The organism is Pseudanabaena sp. Chao 1811 (assembly GCF_027942295.1).
Lineage (GTDB): Bacteria > Cyanobacteriota > Cyanobacteriia > Pseudanabaenales > Pseudanabaenaceae > Pseudanabaena.
In genome coordinates, this window is sequence record NZ_CP101416.1 from 308,840 (window position 1) to 321,083 (window position 12,244).

14 protein-coding genes and 2 tRNA genes are annotated in these 12,244 nt (G+C 42.0%); 5 read left to right on the plus strand and 11 right to left on the minus strand.

Features of this window, described 5'->3' with window-relative positions; all coding sequences use genetic code 11:
• Window positions 1-38: 38 nt before the first annotated feature.
• From NMG48_RS01365 to NMG48_RS01385, 5 genes are all read right to left on the minus strand, one after another.
• Window positions 39-506 (minus strand): hypothetical protein, encoded by a 468-nt coding sequence (locus tag NMG48_RS01365; RefSeq protein WP_271253680.1) that lies wholly within the window; start codon window positions 504-506, stop codon window positions 39-41.
• 107 nt (window positions 507-613) lie between these two features.
• A complete protein-coding gene (thrC, locus tag NMG48_RS01370; protein WP_271253681.1) occupies window positions 614-1,921 on the minus strand; it encodes a threonine synthase in 1,308 nt (435 codons plus the stop codon).
• 159 nt (window positions 1,922-2,080) lie between these two features.
• A complete protein-coding gene (locus NMG48_RS01375; protein ID WP_271253682.1) occupies window positions 2,081-3,154 on the minus strand; it encodes a hypothetical protein in 1,074 nt (357 codons plus the stop codon).
• Between the two features lie 37 nt (window positions 3,155-3,191).
• Entirely contained in the window at window positions 3,192-4,334 is a 1,143-nt protein-coding gene (locus NMG48_RS01380) for a cache domain-containing protein (protein ID WP_271253683.1), read from the minus strand.
• Between the two features lie 235 nt (window positions 4,335-4,569).
• Window positions 4,570-5,412: a response regulator transcription factor gene (locus NMG48_RS01385; RefSeq protein WP_271253684.1), complete on the minus strand. Its 843-nt coding sequence runs from the start codon at window positions 5,410-5,412 to the stop codon at window positions 4,570-4,572.
• A 139-nt stretch (window positions 5,413-5,551) separates the two neighbouring features.
• On the opposite strand from NMG48_RS01385, the gene NMG48_RS01390 reads away from it, so the two are divergent.
• The 3 genes from NMG48_RS01390 (at window position 5,552) to NMG48_RS01400 (ending at window position 6,406) form a co-directional block, all read left to right on the plus strand.
• Window positions 5,552-5,983 carry an NUDIX hydrolase gene (locus NMG48_RS01390; RefSeq protein ID WP_271253685.1) on the plus strand — a complete coding sequence of 144 codons (432 nt, stop codon included), beginning with the start codon at window positions 5,552-5,554 and terminating at the stop codon, window positions 5,981-5,983.
• Between the two features lie 185 nt (window positions 5,984-6,168).
• Window positions 6,169-6,241: transfer RNA gene (locus NMG48_RS01395), tRNA-Glu, on the plus strand.
• Between the two features lie 92 nt (window positions 6,242-6,333).
• Window positions 6,334-6,406 (plus strand) — tRNA-Glu (locus tag NMG48_RS01400).
• Window positions 6,407-6,449: 43 nt separating this feature from the next.
• On the opposite strand, the gene dapB is transcribed toward NMG48_RS01400, so the two are convergent.
• The 3 genes from dapB to NMG48_RS01415 form a co-directional block, all read right to left on the minus strand.
• Entirely contained in the window at window positions 6,450-7,271 is an 822-nt protein-coding gene (gene dapB / locus NMG48_RS01405) for a 4-hydroxy-tetrahydrodipicolinate reductase (protein WP_271253686.1), read from the minus strand.
• A 46-nt stretch (window positions 7,272-7,317) separates the two neighbouring features.
• The gene (locus NMG48_RS01410) at window positions 7,318-7,716 is read right to left on the minus strand and encodes a hypothetical protein (protein WP_271253687.1); all 399 of its coding nucleotides are present in this window, start codon (window positions 7,714-7,716) and stop codon (window positions 7,318-7,320) included.
• Between the two features lie 240 nt (window positions 7,717-7,956).
• Window positions 7,957-8,319 (minus strand): cupin domain-containing protein, encoded by a 363-nt coding sequence (locus NMG48_RS01415; protein WP_271253688.1) that lies wholly within the window; start codon window positions 8,317-8,319, stop codon window positions 7,957-7,959.
• 178 nt (window positions 8,320-8,497) lie between these two features.
• On the opposite strand from NMG48_RS01415, the gene rpmB reads away from it, so the two are divergent.
• A complete protein-coding gene (gene rpmB, locus NMG48_RS01420) occupies window positions 8,498-8,734 on the plus strand; it encodes a 50S ribosomal protein L28 (protein WP_126386374.1) in 237 nt (78 codons plus the stop codon).
• A gap of 47 nt (window positions 8,735-8,781) precedes the next feature.
• Window positions 8,782-9,660 carry a prephenate/arogenate dehydrogenase gene (locus NMG48_RS01425; RefSeq protein ID WP_271253689.1) on the plus strand — a complete coding sequence of 293 codons (879 nt, stop codon included), beginning with the start codon at window positions 8,782-8,784 and terminating at the stop codon, window positions 9,658-9,660.
• A gap of 406 nt (window positions 9,661-10,066) precedes the next feature.
• Here NMG48_RS01425 and NMG48_RS01430 read toward each other — a convergent pair whose 3' ends face one another.
• The 3 genes from NMG48_RS01430 to ychF all read right to left on the minus strand — a co-directional run bounded on the left by NMG48_RS01430 (window position 10,067) and on the right by ychF (window position 12,234).
• Complete coding sequence (locus NMG48_RS01430) at window positions 10,067-10,522, minus strand: DUF29 domain-containing protein (protein WP_271253690.1); 456 nt, start codon at window positions 10,520-10,522, stop codon at window positions 10,067-10,069.
• 33 nt (window positions 10,523-10,555) lie between these two features.
• Window positions 10,556-11,008, minus strand: a complete 453-nt coding sequence (locus tag NMG48_RS01435) for a DUF29 domain-containing protein (RefSeq protein WP_271253691.1) — start codon at window positions 11,006-11,008, stop codon at window positions 10,556-10,558.
• Window positions 11,009-11,139: 131 nt separating this feature from the next.
• Entirely contained in the window at window positions 11,140-12,234 is a 1,095-nt protein-coding gene (gene ychF, locus NMG48_RS01440; RefSeq protein ID WP_169361788.1) for a redox-regulated ATPase YchF, read from the minus strand.
• Window positions 12,235-12,244 lie beyond the last annotated feature (10 nt).

A 12,244-nucleotide genomic window follows, 5' to 3' on the forward strand; every position in this document is an offset into this window, starting at 1 on the left:
TAATTCATTGTCTCGGCAGAAAGCATTCTCCTGAAATATCATCTATTCATTTTCTGAGCAGCAGCCCGACTTAACAAACCAAATATCAACCCCAAAAATCCATAAATGAATACTAAAAGTCTAGCATTATGCAAATGTTCTTCTTTTAAATCAAACATCAATTGAGAGGATTCAATAAATTGATTGATGCGTGATACATCTTGCTTAGTAGACTCACTGACTTGATCACTTAAAGGAATTTCACCATGTTCTGTCAATAGCAGAACAGTATATCTTTCTGTATATTTGTCTTTAGTTACTTTCTCATAGGCATATTTTAGAGAGGTAATATTAATTGTTTTACGATATACCATTGAGGTTTGTACTAACACACAGCTCGGTAAACTTGCTGTACTACGATAGCAATGTAATTCGCCATCTTGAACAGTAAATGCGATAGCTAATGTAGCAATTACAAAAGCAATACATATTCCCATCAAAGCCCCAATTTTTTTATAAGCTGGCATATTTTCTAAGATAAAACAACCATATTGCTAATTTTTACATCAGCCTAGTTTTTTATTAACAAAAAAAGCGGTGCAATGCACCGCTTTTTTTGTTAGCTAGATTTTATTTAGACAGAAACAGTTTGCCATTCAAGACGCTCTAATGTGTGAGAACGCTCTAGCGCACGCTCGAAGCTATCAAGTTTAGGTTCAATCAAGAAGGGTTCGCCAACATAACCTTGAACTGCTTCCTGAGTCTTCAAGCCATTACCAGTGATATAAACCACGGTGGTTTCTTCAGGATCAATCTTGCCTGCTTCCACTAGCTTCTTCAGGACAGCAATTGTGGTTCCACCAGCAGTTTCTGTGAAGATACCTTCGGTTTCCGCGAGTAACTTCATTGCTTGGATGATTTCGTCATCGTTTACCGATTCGATGTTGCCATTGGTTTTGTGAGCGATATCGATCGCATAGATACCATCTGCAGGATTACCGATCGCCAAACTCTTAGCAATGGTCTTAGGCTTAACAGGGGTAATGAAATCGCGACCTTCCTTGTATGCTGAAGCGATCGGAGAACAACCTTCAGCCTGTGCGCCACTGTAACGAACGGGCTTGTCTTCCACTAAGCCTACCTTTACAAATTCATTGAAACCCTTGTAGATCTTGGTGAAAAGAGAACCAGAAGCCAAAGGTGCGACGATGTGATCGGGAAGCTTCCAACCAAGTTGTTCGATTACTTCATATCCAAGAGTCTTAGAACCTTCAGAGTAGTAAGGACGGAGATTGATGTTTACAAAGCCCCAACCGTGAGTATTGGCAACTTCTGAGCAAAGACGGTTTACTTGGTCGTAGTTACCATGGACGGAGAAAACTTTAGGATTGTAAATGGTTGTACCAAGAACTTTACCTGCTTCGAGGTCAGAGGGAATAAAGACACAACACTCCAAGCCTGCATGGGCTGCGATCGCCGCAGTGGAGTTGGCAAGGTTACCAGTACTAGCACAAGCAACAGTAGTAAAACCTAGTTCACGGGCGCGACTGAGAGCAACCGACACCACACGATCCTTAAAGCTCAAGGTGGGCATATTCACAGCATCATTCTTAATGTAGAGATTTTTGATGCCGAGACGCTTGGCAAGGCGATTTGCCTTGATCAAGGGAGTCATGCCTGTGGAGACATCGATATAGTTGTCAGTTTTGACGGGTAGAAAATCACGATAGCGCCAGATGGAGAGGGGGCCAGCTTGAATAGTTTCGCGGCTAACTCTAGCGGCGATCGCATCATAATTGTAGGCAACTTCTAGAGGACCAAAGCACAATTCACAAACGTGCATTGCCTTGGCTTCGTACTCTGCACCACACTCTTTGCATTTGAGATTACTGAAGGTATCAACACGCTCGCTGGTGTAAGGAGAAGCAATGGTTGCTGTCATGTTCTTGGTCGCCCTTTTAGTCGCTAAAAGTTTTTTTGATTTCTTTGATTGAAATGAACCTTAACATTATGGGTCTATAGTCGTCAAATATACCAGACTAAATTAGTCGGATATAGATTAAATAAAAAATTAGAGCCGCTAGTGGCTCTAATTTTTTATTTATGGTAAAGCGAGTAAAACTACACGGGTGATTAGGATAATTAGCCCTAGAGGTAAACTCCAACGGAGGAAATTAGAGATCTCAGCCACAATGTATTTGCCACCAAATAGCTTTTCGAGGGATGGATTCATAATCGTTGCGTTAACGGCTAATCCAAGAAACTGGAAGGCAAATCCTAGAAAAATCACTTGAAAAAAGACATTTTCCACTCCCAAGGCAGGATAACGCACCGATAGGGTGAAACTAAGGGCAACCATGGTCAAAATACTACCTGCCCATGCCGAAATGCGCTTGTCGAGATCCGTATTAGTCCAGAGCGCCACAATCGTAGGTACTAATAGCACTAAAAACAGAGGGATAAATACATTAGGTAAATGACTTGCAGGATTGCGCTTCATGGCGATCTGCGCTTCTAGTTGGGGATGGAGATCGCCATCTAAACCCTTAAAACTTGATGGCACAAAGCTAACTCCGCCAGTATTCCAACCTGACAAGCGAATTTCCTTTGGAATGCCCGAAAAATCAATGTCGTCTTGGGTTTGCCAGAAGATGATTTTATTACTGTTGTATTTGGAGATTAGACGGATCGGTAAAGTTTGAATATCAAAGGGGAAATTCGCAAGCTTGTACTTCGCCTCTAAAGTGACAGTTAATCGCTGGAGATAGATCACCGTACCATTAGCATTCAAATAAAGCTCTGATTCTTGCTTTAATGGTTTCTCTGCTAAATTGGCGATCGCAACTTTCGGGTTCCAGATCGTCGCTAATTTGTTAGTAGCATCGTCGCCGACAAAACTTTGCTCGCTAGTACCGACAGTTTTCGAGTCGAAGGCTTGATTGGGATTGTACCAACGCAGGCGCAAATCAATATCTGCGGTAAACGTACCCGTCGCATCCATAATCTTCGAGATATTGTTAATGACGAGAGCAACTTCTACCTTAATCGGCTTGGGAACATTGGAGGGAAACTCATTGGTTGGTTTAGTAATTACAGTGGGTTTCGGAACTGGCGTGACTGGAGGCGTAGATTGTTCTTGAGCATAGGCAATCTTTGCACCTGTCAGAACGAGCAAAAAGCAAAGTCCAAATGTAATAAGGAATCGATAGAATTTAAGCATTGTGATTCTGACCTTTGCTATCTTCTTTCAATTTTTGCTGGAGTAACTCACATCCCCTTGCAATTTTGCCAACTTCATCCTTACGAATAGCCAGATCTTCTATCGATTTTGCAACGGTATCACCGATCGCTAAACTAGTGATATAACTGCCCACAGCAACCATCGGACGCATCAGCAAGCCATTAAATAGAATTGTTGCCGTTCCCGCTAAGACAATCACCTCAAATAGAGCTATCACTAAAGAATTGACTAAAATCGCATTAGCTTGACTTGTTAAAGCCTGAAAACTTTTGCCAGCAACAATTACACCAATTTTTTTACCTTTAAAATCTAGTAAAGGGACTAAAGCAATCCCATAATCAATGCCATCAATTTTCTGAACTTTTACAGTCGTATCATTGACCTTACGCAATACATCAGGTGTGAGTAATGGACGGATAAATCCCCAGTTAGTAGCATTCTCATTTCTTAAGCCACCAATTACGCGATCGCTTTCAGGTGCAGGCAGTCCTGTAGCAACTTTAGTCATCAATTCATTATCAACAAATACTCCTAGCTCAAATCCAGTTATCTGTTTAACCGCTTCTAAAACGCTATTAAAACTCATGCCGACTTCAAAACTCCCAATCGCGCCTTGAGCATCAGAGATAGGGACAACACCACGAATATTTAGTCCATGACGACTGATTTCTACGCCACTTTGCGGTTCTTGTTTCTGATTGGTAATTACTACTGTTTCTCGAAAGCTAGTCAGATCCTCGCCATAATTCTTCAGATAAAATAAGCGTAAGAATGATGTCGCTGGTGCTAAATGAAAATGAGCATCACGGACTTCGTAGCGATCTCGTTGAATCAAAAACGTAGGAACAAGAATCTGCGCTAGTTGGTCACGATCTTTAGCGCGAAAAGCCTGTTGGACTGACGGGAGAGAAGCGACTAACTCAGCCCTAGACAAGGCTTTTTTCGTTTGTTCATCGGTATATTTCTGGATTAAAGTAACTGTAGTTGCTAGTTCCTCTTTTTGGTTATTCTCAATTGATTGAAGAGACGTTTGATAGAAGAATAAAGTCAGTAGAAGAGAAGCAATAAAAGTAACAAGTGTAATTAGTAATGGAACCTTAATCCTTAACTGCATGAATATATCCGATCAAACTTAAGAATAGACGGAAATTATATAGCAATAAAAGGATTGCTTAGGACATAAACCCCAAAATATGAGTGGCGACGCTTCGAGTCGCCACTCATATTTTGGGGTTTGATTCATCCTATCTATCTCTTTATATTTGGTGCAGATAGTCCTGTGGCAAGTATGGGCGGCGCTTTGCGCCGCCCATACTTGCCACAATAAAGCTTTTCCTTTTTAGGACTACCTAATATTTAGCAAATGATCGACTAGGTGGAGCAGTAAACTGTGGCGGGCGATCGCTATTTGAGTTATTTGTACTTTGAGTACTATTTCGTAGAGGCGATCGCATCAGTGCTTCAGGATTAAAGCGATAACCAATATTTCGTACTGTTTGAATTAAATTAGGTTGTTGCGGATCAACTTCTAATTTTTTCCGCAACGATAAAACATGGGTATCCACAGTACGCGGATTATTAATCTCATCTGGCCATGCTCGTTGTAAAAGCTCTGCACGACTTAGGGCTAAACCCTCCGATTGAGCAAGGACATATAGCAAGCTAAACTCCTGCGGCGTGAGATCGATCGCACTGCCCTTGAGTCTGACCTGTCGCTGGACTAGATCGATTTTTAATACGCCATAGTCAAGACAAGCAGGCGGAGCAGAAGTGCGTAATCTGCGTGTTAATGCCTCTACCCTTGCCAAAAATTCCTGCATTCCAAAGGGTTTTGTCAAATAATCATCCGCACCCGCTTTCAAACCCTCCACAATGTCCGACTCACCTGTACGAGATGAAATTATAAAGATCAAAGAACTTCTTTGCTTATGTAACCAACGACATAGCTCAATCCCATCCCCATCAGGCAGATCTGTACTCAAAATCACCAAGCTTGGCTGTTGCTTTTGAAATACCAACTTTGCTTGCTGACCACTGACTGCCTGAAATACCGAATAGCCAATTTGCTGTAAATGCCAACCCAAGAGAGAGGCAAGATTCGGATTACCTTCTACAATTTCTATACTGATCGGAATCAAAGAAATACTCTCCTGCCGAGTAATGCCTATAGCTCTCGGATTATGAGTCTGCATAATAACCTAGTACTAACCTGCATTTTGTAGCTGTAATTACCCTCTAAGACACAGAAAGCAAAGCCTTTCACCTTATAGTTGGGAATAATGTTTAACTCTAGTCATACTCCATAACAAATAAACCTTAGAAATCAAGCAAATGGCTTATCGCAATCCTACTCCTACCGTTGATATCATCATTGCCCTGCGCGATCGCCCCCATCAACCGATTGTGTTAATTGAACGACTTAATCCACCGCATGGCTGGGCGATCGTTGGGGGATTTGTGGACTATGGCGAGCGTTTAGAGGATGCAGCAAGGCGTGAGGCTGAAGAAGAAACGGGTTTAAAGGTTGAGTTAATCGATTTATTAGGAATTTATTCTGATCCTCGTCGTGACGAACGACTGCATACGATCAGCGCTGTGTATATGGCGGAGGCAGTGGGTGAGCCTAAAGCGGATGATGATGCTAAGTCTGTGGGAATTTTTGCGGCATGGGAAATGCCAAGCCAGTTATGTTTTGATCACGCCCAAATTTTGCAAGACTACTGGCGTTACCGTAACTATGGCATTCGCCCCTCAATTAGTTAAAAAGCCACTACTTAGGTGGTGGCTTTTTAACTAATTGCTTCGCAGTAAAATAAGAGCCCAGCTTTTTGATGGTGCGGCTTCGCCGCACCATCAAAAAGCTGGGCTCTTTATTAAATTGGAAAAGTTTGGTTTAGGTGTTGACAAACTAGCAACTAAGTAGGTATCTTAATAAAGGTCAAGAACACGCCCCCATCGTCTAGAGGCCTAGGACACATCCCTTTCACGGATGCGACGGGGATTCGAATTCCCCTGGGGGTATTCTTGATAAGCAAAAAACACCTGCGGAGCAGGTGTTTTTTGTCGGAAAGAAAACTTAGCTCAATTAGCTAAAAAGCAAACTCAAACAATACGCCCCCATCGTCTAGAGGCCTAGGACACATCCCTTTCACGGATGCGACGGGGATTCGAATTCCCCTGGGGGTATTCTTTATAAACAAAAAACACCTGCGGAGCAGGTGTTTTTTGTTTATAAAAGTTTTTCTAATCCGTAAATTAGTGACTTGAGAGCAAGTACTTTGCGGACACAGAGCAAGACTCCTGCCATGTAGCAGGTGCGATCGCTAGCATTATGCTCAATTTTTAAAGTTTCTCCCATTGCACCAAAAATCACTTCTTGACGAGCGACTAATCCTGGAACGCGAAGACTATGAATGCGAATGTTTTCACCATAGGTTGCACCTCTTGCGCCTGTGAGATGTTCTTTTTCATCGACAAGGGCAGGATTGAAGGATTGACCTAATTCTGAGAGCATTTGGGCGGTTTTAATTGCCGTGCCGCTCGGAGCATCAGCTTTTTGATTGTGGTGCAATTCGATGATTTCGACGTGCTGGAAATATTTGGCGGCAGCGATCGCTGCTTGTTGCATGAGGATTACGCCCACGGAGAAATTTGGGGCAATGATACAGCCTGTGCTTGCCTTGTCTGCAAAAATGGCTAGGTCATCAATTTGTTTTTCGCTTAAGCCCGTTGTACCGACGACGGGACGCACACCATAGGCGATCGCTGAGCGAATATTGTCATAGATGATGCTGGGGTGGGTGACATCGACCATTACGGGGAGTTGTGATTCTTGGGCAGCTTGAGCAAGGACAACTTCGAGATTATCGGTCACAGGTATTTCTAATTCGCCAATACCAACAACTTCGCCAATATCTTCGCCAAGGTGCTTCCGCCCGATCGCCCCTACAAGATACATATCTGGTGCTTGGGCGATCGCTTTGATAATTTCGCGCCCCATTTTGCCTGTCGCCCCAGAGACAACAACAGGAATTTGTGCATTATTGGTCATGGATTAAAACTGGAAAGCATTATGTTTTACGAGCTTAGCTTACAAGTTAGCCAGTTTCTTGGTTAATCGCTCTATTAGTGAATTTAATCGCACCAATAATTAACAGGAAAATCACACAGCTTAAGATTGCCAATATTGTTTCCTGTGGCTTAGGGGAAATAATTACGATAAAACCTTGATCTTTGATCAATGAAGAGAAACTAGATACGCAAAATGGCATTAAATACAGTCGAAATATTTGCCAAGAATCAACTTTGCTATTGCTATTAGAAACGCTTAAAATAAGTGCAGTACCAATTACTGAGCTTATTCCGATGGCATTGACCCATATTTTAGGCGTAGGATCAAAATAAAAAGTGACGATCACTAAATACCAAATTAAATAGCACCATAAAATCAATTTATTGAGTTTGATCTCTCGAAAATATTGCATCAACCAGTTCATAGTTTCTACACACTACAAATTACAATCAAATCTCAAGAGATTAATTTAACCCAAGTTGCTACCTATTAAAAATCGGCTCAAAACAAGTTAAAAACAGCCTCGCTAAGTCCAAAATGACGCTATTTTTATATAAAAATCTAGCATTTTTTATTTTAACTTTAGTCTTAAATGAATAGGTAGCAACTTGGGTTAATTTACTTGTAAAGTGAGCAAATCAGCCTCTTGAGAGTCTTAAGAAGCCTATGTGCTGAGCAATACAGGTTGATATCCTGCGGTAGCGGGTGAAACGGTTGAGATAAAAACTAACGGTTCTTCGCCATCGTTCAATACTCCATGCACAAAGCCTTTGGGAGCAATCACAATATCGCCTGCGGCGATCGCTTCTGTATTCCCTTGTTGGTCTAAATAATATTTGCCTCTGCCCTGCAAAATAGTCCAAGTATCCTGTCCATGGGGGTGAAGGTGGGGCGCAATTTCTTGATTGGGGTTAATATACCAAGCAACAACGACGGTATCTGGGGATTCTGTAACGACTGAGCGAATAGGCTCTCCGTCTGTTGATTGAAAAAACTTAGCACTATCAAAAATTCGGCTATTACTCATTTGTATCTATCTGTCCTACCAAGAGTTAGGCTATCTATTCGCAACTCTTATTGTCTGGCTAAATATCTTTGTTGTTTGTCTAACTAATCACCGTGACGAAACTTTTTTTAGGATTGCCTAAGTATGCTTTGAGGTTGTAGTATGGTTAGCTGGACTGAAAAAATAGGAGACTAGTACTATGAGTCGCGTATGCCAACTAACAGGCAAAAAAGCCAATAATGCCGTATCGATTTCCTTCTCACACAAACGCCATAAGCACTTACAACACGTAAACTTACAAGATAAGAGAATTTGGTGGGAAGAAGGAAAGCGTTTTGTAAAATTACAAATTTCCACCAAAGCAATCAAGACTTTGCAAAAGAAAGGGCTTGCTGCATTTGCTAAGGAAGCTGGACTTGATCTCCGTAAATTCTAATATGCGTAAAGGGGTGCTTTGCACCCCTTTATTGCATTGGAGCCTCTATGAAAATTGGTATCGTCGGACTGGGATTAATTGGTGGATCACTAGGTTTAGATCTTCTCGTTGCAAATCAAGATTCTAAACAAGATAATCATGTATGGGGCATCAGTCGCAATCCTGAAACCTGTAAACAAGCAGAAGCGATCGCTGCTGTAAATATTGCCAATATAAATATTGAGAATATTCCCGATCGCATTTTGGCGGAAACAGAGTTAGTCGTCATCTGTACCCCGATCGCTTCAATATTACCAACGCTTATGGCGATCGCGCCCAAGTTGCCAAGCCATGTAATTTTTACGGATGTTGGTTCTGTAAAAGCAGCGATCGTCGAACCTGCATCAAAAATTTGTGCAGAGTTCGGGCAAAGATTTATCGGTAGTCATCCCATGGCTGGCACAGCTTTTCAAGGAATCTTAGCCGCCGAAAAAAATCTTTTTCAAAATCGCCCCTGTGTGGTTACGCCTAGCGAAGATCGGGAAGCATTAGAGAAAGTGCGATCGCTTTGGCAAGCAGTGGGCATGAAAGTCCTTGAATGTAGTCCAGAAGAGCATGATCGGGCGGTAGCAATGATTAGCCATGCACCTGTGATGATTAGTGCCAGTTTAATTGCCTCTTGCCAACAGGAAAACGATCAGAAAGTTTTAAAATTAGCCCAAAGTTTAGCAAGTTCGGGATTCCGTGATACTAGCCGTGTGGGGGGTGGCAATCCTGAACTGGGGAGGCTCATGGCGGAATATAATCAATCGGCAGTATTGCGATCGCTCCATACCTATCAGCAATCTTTGCAGCAAGTAATCAATTTAATCGAGTCCAAAGAATGGGACAAACTCGAAGCATTTTTAGCTAATACTCAGCGCGATCGCCTGTTTTATGTGGAATAAAAACGAGCATTGCTTGTTTTGGCTGAATATATTGTCAAATCTAGAGTTGTCAGCTATATTAGCTATCAGGTTGAATAAGCCTTTCGATGTCAGACATCGAAACCCCGTTTGATAATAAACATTTAGACAACAGGAGGTGATGCCCATGCAATCAGATAGTAGTAACGGTAAACGTATGGGTCTTCAGGTTTCCGAGCTGTGCGCTGGGGCTGTTCTGTAAGGTATCTAGTTAAATATCTCTAGTTCGCTAGTTTGATTTACTAGTAAGCCTGAGATCCTTCCAGCAGTTGACTGTGACCTAAAGATCCTAAAGTATTCCGAAACAAAAAGACCGAGCCAATGGCTTGGTCTTTTTGTTTGTTAATTAAGATGCAGTGCTTCGCACTGCATCTTATCTATTAGAGTTTTATTCCCAGAAATCAACATTTAACATCGTGTCGATATCATGCCCAAACTGCCACACATCAGGAAATTGATATCCTTTTTTGGAATATTCTTTTCTCACATCTCTCAATGCAGCGCGAAAAGCAATATCGAAGGTATCATTCCACAAAGCTTGTAAGCTAGGGGAGTCATCAAGTAAGAACTCAATTTCAGTTCTTTGATTTCTGATAGTTCGCTCCCAGCCATTGAACTCTTGAGGCATATCAACATATATACGTTTGATCAAATGTTCTAGCAAGGTTGTTAGTCGGCTTTTAATCTCCTTTTTTTCTGATTTACCCAAACTTTCGATTTCCTCTATCAAGTTTTTCAAGTCCACATGGTCAAAGTCCTTAGCCTTTAGCTTGGCTACTGTGTCTTGAGTCCAGAGCAGAAAATCCGACTCATATAGCGATTTACTAAGGATTGCTTGTGTCATTTTGATTTAGCTCCTTTATTATTGGTGCGATCGCTATTCCCAAAAATCAACATTTAACATCGTGTCAATATCGCGGTGAAATTGCCATGTTTCAGGAAAAGCCGTTTCAAGATATTCAGTCCGTACTATTTTTAAGGCTGTAGCAAAGGAATCATCAAACATTTTTGAGAAGTGAAGTTTGAGGCTTGGTGATTGCTTAAGAAGTTTTTGGAGTTCATCGCGTTGATTAATAATCGTGACTTCCCATCCTCTAAAGCATTCAGGCATATTGACATAACAGCGTTTAAGAATATGTTCAATTAGGCGTTTTAGCCTAGTCTCTACCTCACGTTTGTTACTACCCGACAAGCCCTCTAACTCCTCTATTAAATTTTCAACATCAAGATTGTGAAAATCACCTGCTTTTAACTGGGCGATCGCGGTTTCTAACCATAGGTCAAGGTCACGCTCGTATAGGGTTATTGACGGAGTGATTGCTTGAGTCATTGATTGCAACTCCTTTGATAAAGCTAGTTATACCAAAACTAAAAATGGCGTAGCCATTTTTAGTTTTGAAAACCCTTACTGGGTTTGTTTTTTAATTCATAAAAGTGTTGTCACACTTTCGTGAATTGGTATTAAGCGCTAGTCAGGAATAAAATTACATCGCCTTCTTGAACGACATATTCCTTGCCTTCACTGCGTAGTAGTCCCTTGGCACGCGCAGCACTCATTGATCCTGATTCTACAAGATCCTTAAAGGCAACGGTTTCGGCACGGATGAATGCTTTTTCAAAGTCAGAGTGAATCACACCTGCGGCTTGAGGAGCTTTCATGCCAGCATGAATTGTCCATGCTCGCGCTTCTTTGGGGCCAACCGTGAAATAGGTGCGTAAACCTAAGAGATGATAGGTAGCTCGAATTAAGGATTTTAAGCCACCTTCCTTAACCCCAAGAGATTCTAGAAAATCTTGACGCTCTTCTTCGGGGAGTTCTAGTAACTCTGCTTCCACTTGGGCGGAGACAATGGTTACTTCTGCATTTTCCGCATCTGCGATCGCTCTCACTTTATCGACAAAAGCATTACCTGTTGCCAAATCATCTTCAGCAACATTGGCAGCATAAATGGTTGGCTTGAGCGTTAACAACTGCAATACTGAAATTGCATTTTTTTCTTCATCAGTAAGATTAGCTAAACGCGCAGGCTTACCAGCATCAAGGACTTCGCGGACTTTTTCTAAAGCAGCCATTTCGACTTTTGCTTCAGAGTCATTACTGCGGACTCCTTTGCGGGTGCGCTCAATGCGGCGCTCAACTTGGGCTAAATCAGACAGTGCGAGTTCAAGGGTGATGATCTCAATATCACGGGCAGGATCGATTGAGGCTTCTACATGGATGATGTCATCGTTTTCAAAACATCGAACCACATGGACGATCGCATCGCAAACTCGAATATTTCCTAAAAACTGATTTCCTAAACCTTCACCCTTACTAGCACCTCTGACCAGTCCTGCAATATCGACAAACTCGACTCTGGTAGGGATGATTTGCGCGGACTTACCAACTTCAGCGAGGGTTTTGAGGCGATCGTCAGGGACGGACACCGAGCCAACGTTGGGTTCGATCGTGCAAAAGGGAAAGTTGGCTGCTTCGGCTTTGGCGTTGGCAACTAGGGCATTAAATAACGTAGACTTGCCCACATTGGGTAGTCCGACAATCCCAGCTTTGAGCATGGCTATCTAA

What these genes read in the sequence shown, in the direction of transcription:
- NMG48_RS01385 (WP_271253684.1), bottom strand. Translation starts at nt 5,412, where the DNA reads ATGCAGACTCATAATCCGAGAGCTATAGGCATTACTCGGCAGGAGAGT.
- NMG48_RS01425 (WP_271253689.1), top strand. Translation starts at nt 8,782, where the DNA reads ATGAAAATTGGTATCGTCGGACTGGGATTAATTGGTGGATCACTAGGT.
- NMG48_RS01435 (WP_271253691.1), bottom strand. Translation starts at nt 11,008, where the DNA reads ATGACTCAAGCAATCACTCCGTCAATAACCCTATACGAGCGTGACCTT.
- NMG48_RS01365 (WP_271253680.1), bottom strand. Translation starts at nt 506, where the DNA reads ATGCCAGCTTATAAAAAAATTGGGGCTTTGATGGGAATATGTATTGCT.
- NMG48_RS01410 (WP_271253687.1), bottom strand. Translation starts at nt 7,716, where the DNA reads ATGAACTGGTTGATGCAATATTTTCGAGAGATCAAACTCAATAAATTG.
- NMG48_RS01380 (WP_271253683.1), bottom strand. Translation starts at nt 4,334, where the DNA reads ATGCAGTTAAGGATTAAGGTTCCATTACTAATTACACTTGTTACTTTT.
- dapB (WP_271253686.1), bottom strand. Translation starts at nt 7,271, where the DNA reads ATGACCAATAATGCACAAATTCCTGTTGTTGTCTCTGGGGCGACAGGC.
- NMG48_RS01415 (WP_271253688.1), bottom strand. Translation starts at nt 8,319, where the DNA reads ATGAGTAATAGCCGAATTTTTGATAGTGCTAAGTTTTTTCAATCAACA.
- NMG48_RS01390 (WP_271253685.1), top strand. Translation starts at nt 5,552, where the DNA reads ATGGCTTATCGCAATCCTACTCCTACCGTTGATATCATCATTGCCCTG.
- NMG48_RS01430 (WP_271253690.1), bottom strand. Translation starts at nt 10,522, where the DNA reads ATGACACAAGCAATCCTTAGTAAATCGCTATATGAGTCGGATTTTCTG.
- thrC (WP_271253681.1), bottom strand. Translation starts at nt 1,921, where the DNA reads ATGACAGCAACCATTGCTTCTCCTTACACCAGCGAGCGTGTTGATACC.
- ychF (WP_169361788.1), bottom strand. Translation starts at nt 12,234, where the DNA reads ATGCTCAAAGCTGGGATTGTCGGACTACCCAATGTGGGCAAGTCTACG.
- rpmB (WP_126386374.1), top strand. Translation starts at nt 8,498, where the DNA reads ATGAGTCGCGTATGCCAACTAACAGGCAAAAAAGCCAATAATGCCGTA.